Here is an 18,406-nt window from a genome sequence, read left to right as displayed (position 1 = left end):
ACAGGCAGTCATCATTCAGACTCTACGGGCATTGGGTTCATGAGCGATGACGATTGTTGAACGGTCCGGCTGCCAAACCGACTGCTTCAGCCTGCTGCACTAACCGGCTACTCACCGGTTTGCGGCCCTGTCATAACATGAGTGTGTAACGAAGTTGTGTCGATCTAAACATCCTGTCGGGATGCAGGATAGCCGATGCCTCATCGTCACTGCGGCGCCATTGATTTGCGGCGCCGACGGTGCCAGCCATGCGGCTGGTGCACTCATATCCTGTGCTGTGAATCCTGCCGGATTGAACTCCGGTCAAACAAGGGGAAAGGCCACAAGGCCATAATTGGGATGCGTGAGGCGCTGCATGACACAAGAAAAATGGGGTCAACTCAGACAACGACTGCTCAAAACAGTGGGGCAGAACAACTATACCACCTGGATCGAACCGCTGGAGTTCGCCCACCTGCAGGATGGGGTGGCCATCTTCAACGTACCGACCAACTTCATGGGCAATTACGTCAGCCAGAATTTCGCCGACCTGATCCTGTATGAACTGAACACGTCGGGCACCAAGGTGCAGCGGGTCGCTTTCCGTGTCGCTGCCAATGTACCGGTACGCCCCGCTCCACGGGTTGTCGCCCCAGAGACCCCGACACCTGCGGCCGAGTCCACCGCACGCCACGATGCGTTACAGGCCGCACCGCTGGACGCGCGCTTTACCTTTGACTCGTTTGTTGTCGGCAAGCCGAACGAACTCGCCCATGCCGCGGCGCGGCGCGTCAGCGAAGGCGGCCCTGTCACCTTTAATCCCCTGGTGCTGTATGGTGGCGTCGGACTGGGCAAGACCCATCTGATGCACGCCATCGCCTGGGATCTGCGCGCCCGCAAACCGGAACTGAACGTCCTGTATCTGTCAGCCGAACAGTTCATGTACCGCTTTGTCCAGGCCCTGCGCGAACGCAAGATGATGGATTTCAAGGAACTGTTCCGCTCGGTCGACGTGCTGATGGTCGATGACGTCCAGTTTATCGCCGGTAAGGACAGCACGCAGGAAGAGTTCTTTCACACCTTCAACGCGCTGGTGGACCAGAACAAGCAGATCATCATTTCCGCCGACCGTGCGCCGGGCGAGATCAAGGATCTCGAGGATCGCGTCAAGTCGCGCCTGCAATGCGGTCTGGTGGTGGATCTGCATCCAACCGACTACGAACTGCGGCTGGGCATCCTGCAAACCAAGGTGCAGCAGTATCGCGACAGCTATCCGGGGCTGGAAATCGCAAATGGCGTGCTGGAGTTCCTTGCGCAGCGGATCTCGACCAACGTGCGTGTGCTTGAAGGCGCGCTGACCCGGCTGTTCGCTTTCGCCTCGCTGGTCGGGCGCGAAATCGACATGGAACTGACGCAGGACTGTCTGGCCGATGTGTTGCGCGCCAGCGAACGCAAGATCACCGTCGAAGAAATCCAGCGCAAAGTATCGGATTACTACAACATCCGGCTGTCCGACATCATCGGACCCAAGCGGTTGCGCTCTTACGCACGCCCGCGTCAGGTGGCGATGTATCTTGCCAAGCAGTTGACCAGCCGGTCTCTGCCCGAGATCGGCCGCCGATTTGGCGGACGCGACCACACCACGGTGATGCACGGGGTCAAACGGATCGAGGAACTGAAACTGACCGACGGGCAGATCGCAGAAGACGTGGAGATGCTGCGGCGGACGCTCGAAGCCTGATCCAGACCTGTCTTGCGCTATGAACCGGGTGCCCATACGGCACCCGGTTCCAACGGTTCACGGATTGCGAGGATGCAATACCCGGAAACTGCCTTGTCTCCGCCCCTTGACGGCTGACTCATTCCGGCGGACAAATTCACAAAAAACTTGTGCTGTCGGGGTAAACGGCTAGTTTGCCCTTCCCCGCCTTAACAGAGGATCGAAGGATATGAAGCTCAGCATCGAACGCGGCGCGCTATTGAAGGCCGTGTCGCAGGCGCAATCGGTTGTGGAACGCCGCAACACGATCCCGATCCTTGCCAATGTCCTGATTGAAGCCGAGGGCGATGAGGTGCATTTCCGCGCCACCGATCTGGATATCGAAGTGGTCGACAAGGCCCCGGCACAGGTGGAACGCGCAGGGGCGACAACCGTGGCGGCCACCACCCTGCATGAAATCGTGCGCAAGCTGCCGGACGGCGCGCTTGTGACACTGACGGCGGACAGCGCAGCGGGGCGCCTGACAGTCGAAGCCGGGCGGTCGAACTTTTCGCTGGCCACCCTGCCCAAGGAAGATTTTCCGGTCATGGCGACCTCGGAATACGACTCGAACTTTTCCGCCCCTGCGGCGATGCTGCGGCGATTGTTCGACAAATCGAAATTCGCAATTTCCACTGAAGAGACACGCTATTATCTCAATGGCGTCTACATGCATGTGGCCGAGTCCGAGGGCGGCAAGGTACTGCGCTGCGTGGCGACCGACGGTCACCGGCTGGCCCGGATCGACGCCGATTTGCCGAATGGGGCCGGAGATATGCCCGGCGTGATCGTCCCCCGCAAGACCGTGGGTGAAATGCGCAAGCTGCTGGATGACGATGAGATGGCGATCGCCGTTTCGGTCAGCGAAACCAAGGTCCGCTTTGCCACGCCCGACATCACCCTGACCTCCAAGGTAATCGACGGCACCTTTCCCGACTACACCCGCGTCATTCCGCAGGGCAACACCCGTCGGCTTGAAGTCGATGCGGCCGAGTTCGCCCAGGCGGTGGATCGTGTGGCGACCGTCTCGTCGGAACGCTCGCGCGCGGTCAAGCTGCAGTTGGAAGAAGACCGGTTGATTCTGTCGGTCAACGCACCGGACAGCGGTGCCGCAGAAGAGGAACTGGCCGTGGCCTATGCCGACGAGCGCCTGGAAATCGGCTTTAACGCCAAGTACCTGCTGGAGATTGCCAGTCAGGTGGACCGCGAAAACGCAGTGTTCATGTTCAATTCATCCGGCGATCCCACGCTGATGCGCGAAGGCAACGACCAAAGCGCGGTTTATGTGGTCATGCCGATGCGTGTCTGACCCGCACCGGACATCGTCGGCCCGGAAAGACGCGGCAGGCATGCCTCTGGCTCTGACCCAACTCAGACTGTCCCATTTCCGCTCGCATATGACGGCGCGAATTGAGCTCGACGGTCGCCCCATCGCCATTCACGGGATGAACGGTGCCGGCAAGACCAACATCCTGGAAGCCGTATCGCTGCTGTCGCCGGGACGCGGCCTGCGTCGGTCAAGCGCATCGGATATGACCCGCCGCCCCGAGGGGCTTGGCTGGAAAGTCTCGGCGGTGATTGACGCCGAGGGCCGGGCGAGTGAGATCGAAACCTGGTCGGAAAACGGCGCGGCGCGGCAGGTTCGGATCGACAACAAGGCGGCCAGCCAGGTTGCGCTTGGGCGGATCGCACGGGTCTTGTGGCTGATTCCGGCCATGGACCGGCTGTGGACTGAAGGGGCCGAGGGGCGGCGAAGGTTTCTGGACCGCATGACCCTGAGTTTTGTACCCGATCATGCGGATGTCTCGCTGACCTACGAAAAGGCCATGCGCGAGCGTAACCGCCTGCTCAAGGAGCAGGTGCGCGACGCTGGCTGGTACGGTGCGCTCGAAGCGCAGATGGCCCGGGCAGGCCACATGATTCACCAAAACCGGTGTCAGACGCTAGATCTGTTGAGCGCGGCACAGGCGAGGACGGAAACCGCGTTTCCGGTGGCCGAGCTGGACCTCACCCAGACCGAAGGCGAGATGCCTGCCAGCGCCGATGACTTGCGCGAAGCATTGGCCGAAAGCCGCTTTCGCGACTTGGCGGCGGGGCGCACGCTAGTCGGCCCGCACCGCGCCGATCTTTACGGTGTCTACGCCGCCAAGGGCGTTCCCGCGCGGGATAGCTCGACCGGCGAGCAAAAGGCATTGCTGGTCTCTTTGATCCTGGCCAATGCGCGCGCGCTGTTCGAACAGATCGGCGCACCGCCGATCCTGCTTTTGGACGAGGTCGCCGCCCATCTGGATGCGCAACGCCGCGCCGCCTTGTATGATGAAATCTGCGCCCTGGGTGCGCAGGCCTGGATGTCAGGCACCGGCCCGGAGCTGTTTGCCGAGCTTGGCGACCGCGCGCAGGAACTGCACGTCACCGAGGTCGATGGCGTGTCGAAAGTCACAGCCTTATGACCCTGTCCGCCGTCGATCTGCTGCTGTACGCAAGCGCGGTCTTCATCCTGTTCATCACGCCGGGGCCGGTCTGGATGGCGGTGATCGCCCGTGCCATGTCGGGCGGGTTCGCGGCCGCCTGGCCGCTGACGCTGGGGGTGGTGGTCGGCGACATGCTGTGGCCGCTGCTGGCGATCCTGGGCGTCAGCTGGGTGGTAAGCGAATTTACCGCCGCCGCGATGATCCTGAAACCGATCGCCGCGCTCATGTTCCTGACCATGGGCGTTCTGACCATCCGCAACGCCGGTCGCGTCATCGGTGCCGACAGCCGTCTGACCCGCCCCGGTGCGTGGGCCGGCTTTACGGCCGGGGTCGTCATCATTCTGGGCAACCCCAAGGCGGTGCTGTTTTATATGGGCCTGCTGCCGGGCTTTTTCGACCTGCGCTCGCTGACCGGCTGGGACATCGCGGCGATCGTTCTGGTGTCGCAGCTGGTACCGCTTTCTGGCAACCTGATGCTGGCCGGTATGGTCAGCAGACTGCGTGCGGTTCTGGGGTCTCCTGCGGCGCTGCGGCGCACCAATCTGGTGGCCGGGATTCTGCTGATCCTGGTTGGGGTCGCAATCCCCTTTACATGACACAAAATATGGGGCGATCACGTGACATCCCCCGCAATAAGCCGTATATGAAGGTCAGAAAAACAAGGAAGACCCGGATGTCGGACGACGTAAATGCGCCACAAGAGTATGGCGCAGATTCTATCAAGGTTCTCAAGGGCTTGGATGCTGTTCGCAAGCGTCCGGGCATGTATATCGGAGATACTGATGATGGTTCGGGTTTGCACCACATGGTCTACGAGGTGGTGGACAATGGCATCGACGAGGCGCTGGCAGGCCACGCAGACGCGGTAACGGTCAAGATTCACGCCGACAACAGCGTTTCTGTCAGTGACAATGGCCGTGGAATTCCGGTTGGCATCCACGAGGAAGAAGGCGTTTCGGCCGCCGAGGTCATCATGACCCAGCTGCACGCGGGCGGAAAGTTCGACAGCAACTCCTACAAGGTCTCCGGCGGGTTGCACGGTGTCGGCGTCTCTGTGGTCAACGCGCTTTCGGACTGGTTGGAACTGCGCGTCTGGCGCGACGGCAAAGAGCATTTTGCCCGGTTCCACCATGGCGACACGGCAGAGTCGCTGAAGATCGTCGGAGAGTCCGGGGGCCATACCGGAACCGAGGTACGCTTTCTGGCCTCGACCGATACGTTCTCCAATCTGGAATATTCGTTCGAAATCCTGGAACGCCGCCTGCGCGAACTGGCTTTTCTCAATTCCGGTGTGCGGATCATCCTAATCGACGAGCGCCCCGCCGAAGCCCTGCGCAGCGAGCTGTTTTATGAAGGCGGCGTCAAGGAATTCGTCAAATACCTGGACCGGCACAAGTCGTCGGTCATGGACGAGCCGATCTTCATCACTGGCGAGCGTGACGATATCGGCATCGAGGTGGCGATGTGGTGGAACGACAGCTACCATGAATCGGTACTGCCGTTTACCAACAACATTCCACAACGCGATGGCGGCACCCATATAGCGGGCTTTCGCGGCGCATTGACCCGGACGATCAACAGCTATGCCCAGTCCAGTGGCATCGCCAAAAAGGAAAAGATCAACTTTACCGGCGACGATGCCCGCGAGGGGCTGACCTGTGTACTGTCGGTCAAAGTTCCGGACCCGAAGTTTTCCAGCCAAACCAAGGACAAGCTGGTCAGTTCCGAGGTCCGCCCGGCGGTCGAGGGGTTGATCAACGAAAAGCTGTCCGAATGGTTTGAGGAAAACCCGAACCAGGCCAAGATCATCGTTGGCAAGATCGTCGAAGCCGCAATGGCCCGCGAAGCCGCCCGCAAGGCGCGTGAACTGACCCGTCGCAAGACCGCGATGGACGTGAATTACCTGGCCGGAAAGCTCAAGGATTGTTCCGAAAAGGACCCGTCCAAGACGGAACTCTTTCTGGTCGAGGGGGACAGCGCCGGTGGGTCGGCTCAGACCGGGCGCGATCGCCGCACCCAGGCGGTGCTGCCCCTGCGCGGCAAGATCCTGAACGTTGAACGCGCGCGTTTCGACCGGATGCTGTCCAGCCAGGAGATCGGCAATCTGGTGGTGGCGCTCGGCACCGGCATCGGGCGGGACGAATTCAACATCGGCAAGTTGCGTTACCACAAGATCGTCATCATGACCGATGCCGATGTCGATGGCGCGCATATCCGCACATTGCTGCTGACATTCTTCTATCGGCAGATGCCCGAGTTGATCGAGGGCGGATTTCTATACATTGCGCAACCGCCACTCTACAAGGTCGCGCGCGGCAAGTCCGAAGTCTATCTGAAGGACCAGATGGCGTTGGATGACTACCTGATCCAACAGGGCGTCGAAGGTGCCGCCCTGCGGCTGGGGTCGGGCGAAGAGATCGCTGGCGCGGATCTGACGCGTGTTGTGGATGAAGCCCGCCAATTGCGCCGGGTACTGGACGCATTCCCCACCCACTATCCACGCCACATATTGGAACAGGCTGCCGTTGCCGGTGCCTTTGTACCCGGCGCGGTGGATTCCGATCTGCAAGGTGTCGCCGACAAGGTGGCAACGCGTCTGGATCTGATCGCGGTCGAATACGAACGCGGCTGGCAAGGTCGGATCACCCAGGATCACGGCATCCGCCTAGCACGCATCCTGCGCGGCGTCGAAGAGGTGCGCACCCTGGACGGCCCAATGCTGCGCTCGGGCGAAGCCCGCAAGACCGGTAGCTTCACTCAAAGCCTGCAGGACATCTATTCGATTGCGGCAACGCTGGTGCGCAAGGACCGCGCGCAAGCCATCTATGGTCCGCTGGGTTTGCTGGACGCGATCCTTGATGAGGGCGCCAAGGGCCTGAGCCTTCAGCGCTACAAGGGACTTGGTGAAATGAACCCGAGCCAGCTGTGGGAAACAACGCTGGACCCGGATGCCCGGACATTGTTGCAAGTCCGGGTCGAGGATATGGCCGAAGCCGACGATCTCTTCACGAAACTGATGGGCGATGTCGTCGAACCCCGACGCGAATTCATTCAGAAAAACGCGCTGAGTGTGGAGAATCTGGACTTCTGAAGTTTTGTAGGGAAGCACATAAAATTGAGCGGCGCGCATTTAGGTGCACGCCGCCCGCAAGGCGTCTGAGATTATAATATTACTTATTCAATGGCTTGCGAAATTTTCACCAGGATGGCGGACTTAGGGGGTCGCGCCAAAATCGCCACTTCCCTGCTAAACCTGAGTTAATCTTCAATCCAGTCTACGGTCAGTCTTTGGCCATTCTCGCCAGCCGATGCCCGCCGTATCGTCGACGGATCCCAGTAGCATTCCACGCCAAAACACGGCTTCTGGCTCAACATCGCCGAATGCGAACTGAGCATCCTCGCACGCCAATGCATCGACAGACGCATTCCGGATGATGCCATCCTGAAGACGGAAGTTCGGATATGGACACAATCCCGCAACTCCGCCCGTACGAAGGCCAACTGTCAGTTAATACCCCACGGAATCAGAACCGAACTCGCACAGCTTTACCCGCAAATTGGCTGCATCACAGAACCAGAATCATTTTGTCCCACCTGAATTGGCCCACCACCGGATCCAGTTCTTGGGAATGGGGCCGCGAGACCGGAGGCAAGGGATATTGCAGATTGACAGCCATGCTGGTGTCTCCTCGACAATTCGGTTTTGTGTTCTGTTTGTAGCCCGTCGACAGGCGTCTCATCGGGTCAATCCGAAATGTTGGTGTCCATGCTGGACCGTCTTGGGGCGTTGGCATGCTTGTCCAATTCGTCATGAAGCTGTTCGATCAAGTCATCAAAGTGACTCGCTTCGTCTTCGGAAAACGCCCCCATAAGCCGGGCCTGGAACGACATCGCTTCAGGAATGATATCGTTCAGCACCCGCTGCCCGGCCTCGGTCAGTTCGATTTCGACAAGCCGCTGATCTCTGGTGCTCGCCGTCTTGGCAAGCAGTCCGGCCTCGACCATTTTTGCGACGGCGCGGCTGACGCGGGGTTTTTCCAGGTTGACGCAATTGTGTATGTCGCGAACCGACACCTTTTCGCAGCGCGCCACGTGCACCAGCACCCGCCATTCTGGCATCGAAAGGCCGAAACGCTCTTCATATATCGTGGACAGCACCTTGCTGATCCGCGACGCCAGAACAGCGAGCTTGTAGGGCAGAAAGCCTGAGAGATTGAAATCATTAGGTTTCATGGCTGAACGCTTCCGAAAATTATCGTTGCAATCGAAATGATATTGACATCTACGGCCACTGCAAGGAAAAACGTTTCCAGTGAAACGAATCTAGATGCCGCTACGGCAAGAAATTGAGCACTGCACCCGGCCTGTCAACACGTTCCGGTCGGGCGCGCAAAGGAGGATCACGGATGGCCAAGGCATTTGCGTCCCAGGGAGACCTGGGCGAGAAAAACATTACTTTCACCGAAGTGGGTGATGGGCTTTGGGCCTTTACCGCCGAGGGCGACCCAAACAGCGGTGTCATCATCGGCGACGACAGCGTGATGATCGTCGAAGCCCAGGCCACACCGCGTCTGGCAAAAAAGGTGATCGAAAAGGTCCGCGAAATCACCGACAAGCCAATCAGCCATGTGGTTCTGACCCATTACCACGCGGTGCGCGTGTTGGGGGCATCGGCCTTTGGCGCCGATCAGATCATCATGGGTGAACAGGCCCGCGCCATGGTCGTGGAACGCGGACAGGAAGACTGGGACAGCGAATTCCAACGCTTCCCGCGCCTGTTTGAAGGCCACGAGAGCATCCCCGGACTGACCTGGCCGACAACCACGTTCAGTGACGACATGACGGTCTATCTCGGCAATCGCCGAGTCGATCTGATGCATCTGGGACGCGCCCACACCGCCGGGGACATCGTCATTCACGTGCCGGATCAGAACGTGATGTTCACCGGTGACATCGTGGAATACCATTCCGCCTGCTATTGCGGCGACGGGCATTTCGCCGATTGGGGTAACACGCTCGACAACATCGCCGCCTTTGACGTCGACGCCATCGCACCGGGACGGGGCGATGCGTTGGTCGGCAAGGACATGGTGAGTGCTGCGTTGGAAAGCACCCGTGATTTCGTGCAAAGCACTTACCTTCCTGCCGCCCGCGTGGCGTCAAGGGGCGGGAGCCTGAAAGAGGCCTGGGACGCGGCGCGCGAAGCCTGTGATCCGAAGTTCAAGGACTTTGCAATTTACGAGCATTGCCTGCCTTTCAACGTCGCCCGTGCCTATGACGAAGCGCGCGGTATCGACACGCCGCGCATCTGGACCGCGCAGCGCGATCTGGAAATGTGGGACGCGTTGCAGGGCTGAGGACCAAAGGGAGGAGGAAACACGATGTTTGACGACAGGTATACGCTGGCCTTCAGGGCCTACCCTTACGAACGTTCAACCGATCAGGACCAGGAGGTGCCGGTGCGCCACCCGGTCGTGGTCATGGGCGGCGGCCCAATTGGCATGGCCACCGCGCTCGATCTGGGGCGGCAGGGCATTCCGGTGCTGGTGTTGGACGACCACGAAGGCGTCGGCATGGGCAGTCGCGCAATCTGCTTTGCCAAGCGCTGTCTTGAAATCGCCGACCGCTATGGTTGTGGTGAACCGATGCTGGACAAGGGCGTTGTCTGGAACGTCGGCAAGGTGTTCCATCAGGACCGCCAGGTGTTCGAATTCAACCTGCTGCCCGAAGAAGGCCACAAATACCCGGCTTTCATCAATATGCAGCAGCCGTATTTCGAACAGTTCATGATTGATCGCGCGCGCGAATTGCAGGCGCAAGGCGCACCGATCGAAATCCGGGGAAAGAACCGGGTCGATACGGTTCAGGTCAAGGACGATCACGTGGTGCTGACGGTGATGACGCCGGATGGCCCCTATACGCTCGAAGCGGATTGGCTGATCGGTTGCGATGGGGCCAGTTCGCCGCTGCGTCGGATGATGGGTCTGGATTTCACCGGGCGGGTATTTCAGGACAGTTTCCTGATTGCCGACATCAAGATGAAGGGCAACACGACATTCCCGACCGAACGCTGGTTCTGGTTTGATCCGCCGTTCAAATCCGGGGCGTCGACGCTGTTGCACAAGCAACCGGACGATGTCTGGCGCATCGATTTTCAGATCGGCTGGGATGTTGACCGCGCCGAAGAACTGAAAGAGGAAAACATCCGCACCCGTCTGGATGCGATGCTGGGCGCGGACGTCGAATATGAATTGGTCTGGTCGTCGATCTATACTTTCCAGTGCAAGCGGATGGAACATTTCCGATCCGGTCGGGTGTTGTTCGCCGGGGACGCGGCGCATCAGGTGTCGCCCTTTGGCGCACGTGGCGCCAATTCGGGCATGCAGGATGTCGACAACCTGGGCTGGAAACTGGGTCTGGTGATCGAGGGCAAGGCACCGCACACGCTGCTGGATACCTATGACACGGAACGGGTTTACGGAGCCGACGAAAATATCCTGAACTCGACCCGGTCCACCGATTTCATCACCCCGAAATCCGAGATCAGCCAGATATTCCGCGACGCGGTGCTGGACCTGAGCGAACATCACGCCTTCGCCCGCCCGCTGGTCAACTCCGGCCGTCTCAGCGTGCCCTGCACCTATGACGGATCTCCGCTGAACTCTGCCGATGGGATGGCCGGTCCGGCCCGCACGCGGCCTGGCTCTGCCTGTCCGGATGCGCCGTTGGGGGATGGGTTCCTGCTGTCCCGGTTCGGCGACGATTTTGTCCTGCTGACGATTGACGCCGATGCGCCCGACAGCTTGGACGAAGACGGCATCACCCTGCGCCGCGTTGCGGTTTCGGCAGCGGATGATCCGACCGGCCAACTGGCGGAACGCTATCTGGGCGACGCCAGTTCCGCAGTCTACCTGATCCGTCCGGATCAGCATGTGGCGGCACGGCGGACGAGCTTTGACGAAAACCTGATCCGGCAAGCCGTTCGCCGGGCCACCGGAAAGGACTGCTGACATGGGCGATCTGAACCTTACGGCCAATATCGACCGACCGGATGACTTTTACGAAGCGCTTTTGTCGACGCACGACGGGCTGAACAAAACCCAGAGCGATGCGCTGAATGCGCGGCTCATCCTGATTTTGGCAAACCACATTGGCGACCGCGACGTGCTGAAAGCAGCGCTCGCAGCCGCCGCAAAATAGACAGTCCAGGGAGGACACTATGACGATGAAACTGAAAGCGCTCGCGCTGCTTGTCGGCGCGGCCATGACAACCGCCGGTCTGACGACCAGCGCCCTTGCCCAAACAGAACTGGCGCTGTCGAGCTGGCTGCCGCCGCGCCACCCGATCGTGGTCGGGGCCATAAAGCCCTGGGCCAAACAGGTCAAGGAAGTGACCGACGGACGCGTCACCGTGCGGGTTCTGGCCAAGCCGATGGGCTCGCCGCCGTCGCATTTCGACATGGCCGCCGATGGCATTGCCGACATCACCTACGGTCTGCATTCCTTTACCACGGACGACCGGTTCTCACGCTCGCGGATCGGGCAGTTTTCGTTCGTCGGCGATGATGCGGTGTCCGGGTCCAAGGCCTTTTGGAACGTCTATTCCGGCTCGCTTGATGCGCAGGACGAACACGAGGGCGTCAAACTGCTGGGGCTGTTCGTGCATGGGCCGGGGGTGTTTCACAACAACGTCCGCAAGATCGAACAGACCGGGGATTTCGAAGGGCTGAAAATCCGCGTGCCGGGCGGTTATGTGTCGGACCTGATGACAGATCTGGGGGTGACGACGCTGTTTATGTCTTCCCCCGAGGTGTATGAAAAGCTGTCGCGCGGCGTAATCGACGGGGTGACGTTTACCTACGAGGCACTGACTGCGTTCAAGCTGACCGACGACATCAAATATTCCATGCGGGTGCCCGGCGGGATTTATAACACCACCTGGTTCCTGGTGATGAACGAAGGCAAATGGAATGAGATTTCCGCAGAGGACCGTGCGGCGATCGACGCGATCTCGGGCGAAGCCTTTGCCGAACTCGTGGGTGCCGCCTGGAACGATGCCGACGAAAAGGCCCTGGTTGCAATCGACAAGGCTGGAATCGAAATCTACGACGCTCCTGCCCCGGTTCTTGAAAACATCAAGACCAGCGCCGCCAAACACGAAGCGGCCTGGGCCGAACAGATAAGCGGCGACGGCTATGACGGGGCCGCGGCCCTTGCGGACCTGCGTGCGCAGGCCGGTGTGGAGCACTGAGCGATGGAACGGCTTCGCCATCGATTTCCGGTCCAGCCCCCCAAGAACGGGGGGCTGGACATCGGGTTGCTGCTCGACCGGACCCTCGGGATCGGCGCCGCTGTCGTTCTGCTTGTTCTGGCCTTTGTCACCTGTATCGACGTGGCCGGACGCTATGTTCTGGATGCCCCACTCGCAGGCGCTTTTGAAATGACCGAACTGCTGCTGGCCGCGCTGGTTTTCATGGCCCTTCCCCTGACCACAGAGAAAAACGAACATGTCGAGGTCGATCTGCTGAACATGGCACTGTCCGGACCCGCCCAGCGGTGGCTGGCGGCCTTTGCCGGGCTGTTTTCCGCAGCCTTGCTGGCGACCCTCGCCTGGCGTTTGTTCAGCCATGCCTACAAATCGGCTTTGGACGGGGCGGTAACAAACGCATTGGAAATTCCATTGGCCCCGTTTGGCTATTTGGCGGGTGCATCCTGTCTTTTGTCCGCCTTCATCGCTTTCCTGCGCGGTTTGCAGCCGCCAATCGAACCCGGCGACAATCCCGATACACTGGAGAGCGCGCCATGATGGAATCCCTGATCGGTTTCGCGATCCTGCTCACATTGATCCTGCTGCGGGTGCCGATTGCCTTTGCGATGGCCGCCGTGGGCGGCATCGGATTTGCCCTTATGCGCGGTTGGGAACCGGCCTGGGCAATGACGGGCCAGGTCGCATTCGACACCTCGCTGTCTTACAGCCTGTCGGTGATCCCGCTGTTCATCTTCATGGGCAATATTCTGGCCGGATCGGGCGTGGCGCAGGGTCTGTTTGCCGGGGCGAACCGCCTGTTCGGCCGGATGCGCGGCGGGCTGGCAATGGCGTCGGTGTTTTCTTGTGGCGGATTTTCGGCGGTCTGCGGGTCGTCGCTGGCAACGGCCGCAACGATGTCCAAGGTCGCGATGCCATCGATGCGGCGGTTCGGCTATGACGACAAGATCGCCACCGGTTCGATCGCGGCGGGCGGCACATTGGGCATCCTGATCCCGCCCAGCGTGATTCTGATCATCTATGGGCTGCTGACCGAAACCAACATCGCCAAACTGTTCATCGCCGGGATCATCCCCGGCCTGATCGGCGTTGCGCTTTATCTGGGTGCGGTGATGGTCGCGGTTCGCCTGAACCCGGCACTTGCGCCCGATCAATCCGAACCCGATCCCCTGAGCCGCACCGATATGATCGGCCTGTGCAGCGTGCTGGGTCTGTTCCTGTTCATCATGGTGGGCATCTATGGCGGGTTTTTCACCCCGACCGAGGCTGCCGGTATGGGCGCCGGCGCCTCTCTCGTGATCGCGGCGGTGCTGCGCACCATGTCGTGGAAAGAGTTCTTTGCCGCCACCTTGGACAGCGTCCGGGCGACGGCGATGATATTCGCAATCATCATCGGAGCGGAACTCTTCACCAACTTTGTGAATTTTGCCGGGCTGCCGGATGCGTTGGCCGGGTTTGTAATCGACAATGAACTGCCGGTCTGGGCGGTCATCGTGTTTATCATCCTGGTCTACATGGTGTTGGGCTGCGTGCTGGAAAGTCTGTCCATGATCCTGCTGACGGTTCCGGTGTTCTATCCGCTGATGTTCGAGTTGCAATTCACCAACGAACTGTTGATGGACCCTGAAAACGCGCTGATCTGGTTTGCTATCGTCGTCGTCGTCGCCACCGAGATCAGCCTGATCACCCCGCCCGTGGGGATGAATGTCTTCGTGCTCAAGGGTGTTCTGAAAGATGTCTCGCTGGGCACGATCTTCAGGGGCGTTTTCCCGTTCTGGGTCGCCGATATCCTGCGGCTGGCCCTGTTGATCCTGGTCCCGTCACTGTCGCTTTGGCTGGTCGGGGCAATGTAGACCGGCGCGGTATCGGGCCGCGCCGTCAAACTGAACCTGTCTGAACCCTCGGAAAGGAGGACCCAATGAAAATCGAACAGATCCATCATGTGGCCTATCGCTGCAAGGATGCCAAGGAAACCGTTGAATGGTACGGTAAGAACCTGAATATGGACTTTATCCTGGCAATTGCCGAGGACGAGGTGCCATCGACCCACGAACCGGATCCCTATATGCACCTGTTTCTGGATGCCGGGAACGGCAATGTGCTGGCGTTCTTCGAGCTGCCGACCAAACCCGAGATGGGCCGCGACCCGAACACACCGATCTGGTGCCAACACATCGCTTTCAAGGTCAAGGACCGCGATACGCTGATCGAATTCAAGGACCATCTTGAGGCCAATGGCGTCGAGGTCCTGGGCATCACCGATCATTCGCTGTTCCATTCGATCTATTTCTTTGATCCCAGCGGCCACCGCCTCGAACTGGCCTGCCCGGACCCCGAGGAAGAGGCGATGCTGGCGCGCATGGACGATGTAAAATGGGATATGCTCGAAGAATGGTCGCGGACCAAGAAGGCACCTAAACACGCCGACTGGCTGCACGCCAAGGAACTGGACAAAAAGATCTGAAACGGACTGCCGCGCGCCAGGGATCGCCTTGGCGCACAGCCCCCCGATCATACGGAGACGCGCGATGAACGATTTGGATATCAGCCCGATGGTGCAGGCGGACGGCGGCACGACGACGCCCGGCTATATGCCCGGATTTGGCAACGACTATGAAACCGAGGCGCTGCCCGGCGCCCTGCCCCAGGGCATGAACAGCCCGCAGAAATGCAACTATGGCCTTTATGGCGAACAGCTCTCGGGCACCGCCTTTACCGCGCCCAGCCATCAGAACGAACGCACCTGGTGTTACCGCATCCGCCCGTCGGTGAAACACTCGCACCGTTACCAAAAAATCGACCTGCCCTATTGGAAATCCGCGCCGCATATCGCCCCGGATGTGACCAGTCTGGGCCAGTACCGCTGGGATCCGGTGCCGCATACGGACGCGCCACTGACCTGGCTGACCGGCATGCGCACGATGACGACGGCGGGCGACGTGAACACCCAGGTTGGCATGGCCAGCCATATCTATCTGGTCACCCAAAGCATGGTGGACAGCTATTTCTATTCCGCCGACAGTGAACTTTTGGTGGTGCCGCAAGAGGGCCGCCTGCGGTTCTGCACCGAATTGGGGATCATCGATCTGGAACCCAAGGAAATTGCCATCCTGCCGCGCGGGCTGGTCTATCGCGTCGAGCTGCTAGACGGCCCGGCACGCGGCTTTGTCTGCGAAAACTACGGCCAGAAATTCGAACTGCCGGGCCGGGGCCCGATCGGGGCCAACTGCATGGCCAACCGGCGCGATTTCAAGGCCCCCGTCGCCGCCTTCGAGGACCGCGAGGAGCCCAGCACGGTGACGATCAAATGGTGCGGCCAGTTCCATGAAACCCGGATCGGCCACAGCCCGCTGGATGTGGTCGCCTGGCACGGCAACTATGCACCGGTGAAATACGACATGCGCAATTACTGCCCGATCGGCGCGATCCTGTTTGACCACCCCGACCCCTCGATCTTTACCGTTCTGACCGCGCCCTCCTCGTCGCCGGGCACCGCCAATATCGACTTTGTGCTGTTCCGCGAACGCTGGATGACAATGGAAAATACCTTCCGCCCGCCCTGGTACCACAAGAATGTCATGAGCGAGATGATGGGCAACATCTATGGGCAGTACGACGCCAAGCCTCAAGGCTTTGTGGCCGGTGGCCTGAGCCTCCACAACATGATGCTGCCGCACGGACCCGACCGCACGGCGTTCGAAGCCGCCAGCAACGCCGATCTCAAACCTGAAAAGCTGGACAATACCATGTCCTTCATGTTCGAAACTCGCTTTCCGCAGCATTTGACCGAATTCGCCGGAAAAGAGGCACCGTTGCAGGACGATTACATTGACTGTTGGGCCAATATCGAAAAGAAATTCGACGGCACACCGGGGGAAAAATAGGCGCGATGTTGACGCTCTATTCCTATTGGCGTTCGACCACGTCCTACCGGGTGCGGGTGGCGCTGAACCTCAAGGGGCTGCCCTATGAAACCGTTCCGGTGGATCTCGTGGCAGGGGCGCAGCGCGCTTCGGACTATGTCACACTGAACCCCGGACGGGGGGTGCCGACTTTGGTGCTGGAGGACGGATCCGTCCTGACCCAATCGCTGGCGATCCTTGACTATCTCGACCAGATCGCCCCAGACCCGGCGCTGTTACCAACCGATGCGCTGCTGCGGGCGCGGGTTCAGGCCGCCGCACAGACGATCGCGCTGGACATCCACCCCGTGAACAACCTGAAAGTCGTCAGCCGCCTGAAATCCGAATACGGGCTGACCGGCGATGATGCAATCGACTGGATGCGCCACTGGATGAGCGAGGGGTTCCGCGCCTATCAGGCCCTGCTGCCCGACGGCCCGGCGTTCAGCTTTGCCGACACCCCTCTGCTGTGCGACATCTGCCTGGTCGCCCAGCTTTACAATGCGCACCGATGGGGGGTCGACATGACCTCCTTTGCCCGGCTCCTCGATATCGAGAAACGGGCGTTGAAACTGCCGGCCTTTGACGCCGCGCGCCCCGAAAACCAGCCCGATGCTGCCTGAAGGAACGACTATGACACAGCTTCTCCGCTCTTGGGTCGACAGCGCCAATACGGCGACCACCGACTTTCCACTCAACAACTTGCCCTACGGCGCGTTCCGCTCAACTGGCGGCGACCTGCATGCCGGGGTTGCCATTGGCGATCAGATCTTGAACGTTACGGCACTAGAACAGGCCGGGCTGCTGGACTTGCCGCAACCCAACGTTTTCGCTGGCGGCACATGGAACGATTTCATGGCGCTGGGGCCGGATACCTGGGCCAGCCTGCGCGCCTTTCTGACCGGGGCGCTGGCCGAAGGCTCGGCACGCCAGGCCGATCTGGAACCGCATCTGGTGGCGATGGCGGGTGCGACGCTGGAAATGCCCTTTGCGGTCACCGAATTTACCGACTTCTATGCCAGTAGAAACCATTCATTCAACATTGGCTGCCTGTTCCGCGACCCGGCCAATGCCTTGCCGCCGAATTGGCTGCATATTCCCATCGGATACAACGGACGTGCGTCTTCCGTTGTGGTCAGCGGCACGGATGTGATCCGTCCAAACGGCCAGCTCAAAGGCCCGGATATGGAAATGCCGATCTTTGCGGCTTGCAAGCGGTTCGATCTTGAGCTTGAGATGGGCGCCATCGTCGGCACCCCTTCCAATGGCCGCGTCAGCGTGCAGGAAGCCGACGACATGATCTTTGGCTATGTGCTGCTGAACGACTGGTCGGCCCGCGATATTCAGGCGTGGGAATATGTCCCGCTTGGCCCGTTCCAGGCCAAGGCGACGGCCACCACGATCAGCCCCTGGATTGTCACCAAGGCGGCATTGGAACCCTTCCGCGCCTCGACGCCCCCGCGAGAAAAGGAACTGTTGCCCTATCTCGCAGAGCCGGGTCCGATGCTATATGACATCGATTTGGAAGTGGGCCTCGCGCCAGACGGCAAGGCCGAAACGATCCTGTCGCGCACGAACTATGATGTGATGTATTATTCGGCGGCGCAGCAACTGACGCATCACACCACCAGTGGCTGCCCGATGAGGGTTGGCGATCTGCTGGGGTCGGGCACGATTTCCGGCCCGGAAAAAGAAAACCGCGGCAGCCTGATAGAACTCAGCTGGGGCGGGAAAGAGCCGCTGACACTGGACACCGGCGAAACCCGCACCTTTCTGGAAGACGGCGACACCCTGACCCTGCGTGGCGCGGCCAAAGGAGACGGTTACCGGATCGGGTTCGGAGAATGTGCCGGCAAACTGTTACCGGCCCCCGCAATCTCCTAGATACAGTGGTTGCCGCAGGCTGTCTGTCTGCGGCTTCGCCTCTTGCAGGCCGCAGAAATAGTCCACGAGACGGACCGGTTTTCCGTCGGACGTGCCGTCGGACTTGCGCCTTCGGGCTGTTGCCGCGATGGGTGCGTGCGCTTTT

General features: G+C 60.2%; 16 protein-coding genes. 15 read left to right on the top strand and 1 reads right to left on the bottom strand.

Annotated elements, in window-relative coordinates; all coding sequences use genetic code 11:
* Positions 1–355 precede the first annotated feature (355 nt).
* From dnaA to gyrB, 5 genes are all read left to right on the top strand, one after another.
* Entirely contained in the window at positions 356–1,720 is a 1,365-nt protein-coding gene (gene dnaA / locus NANH_RS0115805) for a chromosomal replication initiator protein DnaA (protein ID WP_027262917.1), read from the top strand.
* A 208-nt stretch (positions 1,721–1,928) separates the two neighbouring features.
* Complete coding sequence (gene dnaN, locus NANH_RS0115800; protein WP_027262916.1) at positions 1,929–3,047, top strand: DNA polymerase III subunit beta; 1,119 nt, start codon at positions 1,929–1,931, stop codon at positions 3,045–3,047.
* Positions 3,048–3,087: 40 nt separating this feature from the next.
* A complete protein-coding gene (gene recF, locus NANH_RS0115795; RefSeq protein WP_027262915.1) occupies positions 3,088–4,188 on the top strand; it encodes a DNA replication/repair protein RecF in 1,101 nt (366 codons plus the stop codon).
* Positions 4,185–4,805 (top strand): LysE family translocator, encoded by a 621-nt coding sequence (locus tag NANH_RS0115790; protein ID WP_027262914.1) that lies wholly within the window; start codon positions 4,185–4,187, stop codon positions 4,803–4,805. Before recF ends, NANH_RS0115790 begins: the two co-directional genes overlap by 4 nt.
* 77 nt (positions 4,806–4,882) lie before the next feature.
* Positions 4,883–7,300 carry a DNA topoisomerase (ATP-hydrolyzing) subunit B gene (gyrB, locus tag NANH_RS0115785; RefSeq protein ID WP_027262913.1) on the top strand — a complete coding sequence of 806 codons (2,418 nt, stop codon included), beginning with the start codon at positions 4,883–4,885 and terminating at the stop codon, positions 7,298–7,300.
* Between the two features lie 653 nt (positions 7,301–7,953).
* On the opposite strand, the gene NANH_RS26395 is transcribed toward gyrB, so the two are convergent.
* Positions 7,954–8,442 carry a MarR family winged helix-turn-helix transcriptional regulator gene (locus NANH_RS26395; RefSeq protein WP_036049933.1) on the bottom strand — a complete coding sequence of 163 codons (489 nt, stop codon included), beginning with the start codon at positions 8,440–8,442 and terminating at the stop codon, positions 7,954–7,956.
* A 173-nt stretch (positions 8,443–8,615) separates the two neighbouring features.
* Here NANH_RS26395 and NANH_RS0115770 point away from each other — a divergent pair, with 173 nt between their 5' ends.
* The 10 genes from NANH_RS0115770 (at position 8,616) to fahA (ending at position 18,261) form a co-directional block, all read left to right on the top strand.
* Positions 8,616–9,566 (top strand): MBL fold metallo-hydrolase, encoded by a 951-nt coding sequence (locus NANH_RS0115770; protein WP_027262912.1) that lies wholly within the window; start codon positions 8,616–8,618, stop codon positions 9,564–9,566.
* 24 nt (positions 9,567–9,590) lie between these two features.
* Complete coding sequence (locus tag NANH_RS0115765) at positions 9,591–11,219, top strand: FAD-dependent oxidoreductase (RefSeq protein WP_027262911.1); 1,629 nt, start codon at positions 9,591–9,593, stop codon at positions 11,217–11,219.
* A 1-nt stretch (position 11,220) separates the two neighbouring features.
* Positions 11,221–11,409, top strand: coding sequence for a DUF2783 domain-containing protein (locus tag NANH_RS0115760; protein WP_027262910.1), 189 nt, complete (start codon positions 11,221–11,223; stop codon positions 11,407–11,409).
* A gap of 19 nt (positions 11,410–11,428) precedes the next feature.
* A complete protein-coding gene (locus NANH_RS0115755; RefSeq protein ID WP_027262909.1) occupies positions 11,429–12,460 on the top strand; it encodes a TRAP transporter substrate-binding protein in 1,032 nt (343 codons plus the stop codon).
* A gap of 3 nt (positions 12,461–12,463) precedes the next feature.
* Complete coding sequence (locus tag NANH_RS26390; RefSeq protein WP_081710470.1) at positions 12,464–13,015, top strand: TRAP transporter small permease; 552 nt, start codon at positions 12,464–12,466, stop codon at positions 13,013–13,015.
* The gene (locus NANH_RS0115745) at positions 13,012–14,328 is read left to right on the top strand and encodes a TRAP transporter large permease (protein WP_027262908.1); all 1,317 of its coding nucleotides are present in this window, start codon (positions 13,012–13,014) and stop codon (positions 14,326–14,328) included. Before NANH_RS26390 ends, NANH_RS0115745 begins: the two co-directional genes overlap by 4 nt.
* Before the next feature lie 65 nt (positions 14,329–14,393).
* Positions 14,394–14,939: a VOC family protein gene (locus NANH_RS0115740; RefSeq protein ID WP_027262907.1), complete on the top strand. Its 546-nt coding sequence runs from the start codon at positions 14,394–14,396 to the stop codon at positions 14,937–14,939.
* Positions 14,940–15,003: 64 nt separating this feature from the next.
* Complete coding sequence (gene hmgA, locus NANH_RS0115735) at positions 15,004–16,359, top strand: homogentisate 1,2-dioxygenase (RefSeq protein ID WP_036049930.1); 1,356 nt, start codon at positions 15,004–15,006, stop codon at positions 16,357–16,359.
* Positions 16,360–16,364: 5 nt separating this feature from the next.
* Entirely contained in the window at positions 16,365–17,000 is a 636-nt protein-coding gene (gene maiA / locus NANH_RS0115730) for a maleylacetoacetate isomerase (protein ID WP_036049927.1), read from the top strand.
* Positions 17,001–17,010: 10 nt separating this feature from the next.
* Positions 17,011–18,261 (top strand): fumarylacetoacetase, encoded by a 1,251-nt coding sequence (gene fahA / locus NANH_RS0115725; RefSeq protein ID WP_027262904.1) that lies wholly within the window; start codon positions 17,011–17,013, stop codon positions 18,259–18,261.
* The last annotated feature ends 145 nt before the right edge of the window (positions 18,262–18,406 follow it).

It is taken from the genome of Sedimentitalea nanhaiensis DSM 24252, from assembly GCF_000473225.1.
Taxonomy (GTDB): Bacteria; Pseudomonadota; Alphaproteobacteria; order Rhodobacterales; family Rhodobacteraceae; genus Sedimentitalea; species Sedimentitalea nanhaiensis.
Note: the sequence above shows the minus strand (reverse complement) of the source record. Positions and strands in the feature narration are given on the sequence as shown.

Coding starts and splice junctions, on each gene's coding strand:
- dnaN (WP_027262916.1), top strand. CDS start 1,929: ATGAAGCTCAGCATCGAACGCGGCGCGCTATTGAAGGCCGTGTCGCAG.
- dnaA (WP_027262917.1), top strand. CDS start 356: ATGACACAAGAAAAATGGGGTCAACTCAGACAACGACTGCTCAAAACA.
- NANH_RS0115770 (WP_027262912.1), top strand. CDS start 8,616: ATGGCCAAGGCATTTGCGTCCCAGGGAGACCTGGGCGAGAAAAACATT.
- maiA (WP_036049927.1), top strand. CDS start 16,365: ATGTTGACGCTCTATTCCTATTGGCGTTCGACCACGTCCTACCGGGTG.
- fahA (WP_027262904.1), top strand. CDS start 17,011: ATGACACAGCTTCTCCGCTCTTGGGTCGACAGCGCCAATACGGCGACC.
- NANH_RS0115790 (WP_027262914.1), top strand. CDS start 4,185: ATGACCCTGTCCGCCGTCGATCTGCTGCTGTACGCAAGCGCGGTCTTC.
- recF (WP_027262915.1), top strand. CDS start 3,088: ATGCCTCTGGCTCTGACCCAACTCAGACTGTCCCATTTCCGCTCGCAT.
- NANH_RS26395 (WP_036049933.1), bottom strand. CDS start 8,442: ATGAAACCTAATGATTTCAATCTCTCAGGCTTTCTGCCCTACAAGCTC.
- NANH_RS0115755 (WP_027262909.1), top strand. CDS start 11,429: ATGACGATGAAACTGAAAGCGCTCGCGCTGCTTGTCGGCGCGGCCATG.
- hmgA (WP_036049930.1), top strand. CDS start 15,004: ATGAACGATTTGGATATCAGCCCGATGGTGCAGGCGGACGGCGGCACG.
- gyrB (WP_027262913.1), top strand. CDS start 4,883: ATGTCGGACGACGTAAATGCGCCACAAGAGTATGGCGCAGATTCTATC.
- NANH_RS0115760 (WP_027262910.1), top strand. CDS start 11,221: ATGGGCGATCTGAACCTTACGGCCAATATCGACCGACCGGATGACTTT.
- NANH_RS0115740 (WP_027262907.1), top strand. CDS start 14,394: ATGAAAATCGAACAGATCCATCATGTGGCCTATCGCTGCAAGGATGCC.
- NANH_RS26390 (WP_081710470.1), top strand. CDS start 12,464: ATGGAACGGCTTCGCCATCGATTTCCGGTCCAGCCCCCCAAGAACGGG.
- NANH_RS0115745 (WP_027262908.1), top strand. CDS start 13,012: ATGATGGAATCCCTGATCGGTTTCGCGATCCTGCTCACATTGATCCTG.
- NANH_RS0115765 (WP_027262911.1), top strand. CDS start 9,591: ATGTTTGACGACAGGTATACGCTGGCCTTCAGGGCCTACCCTTACGAA.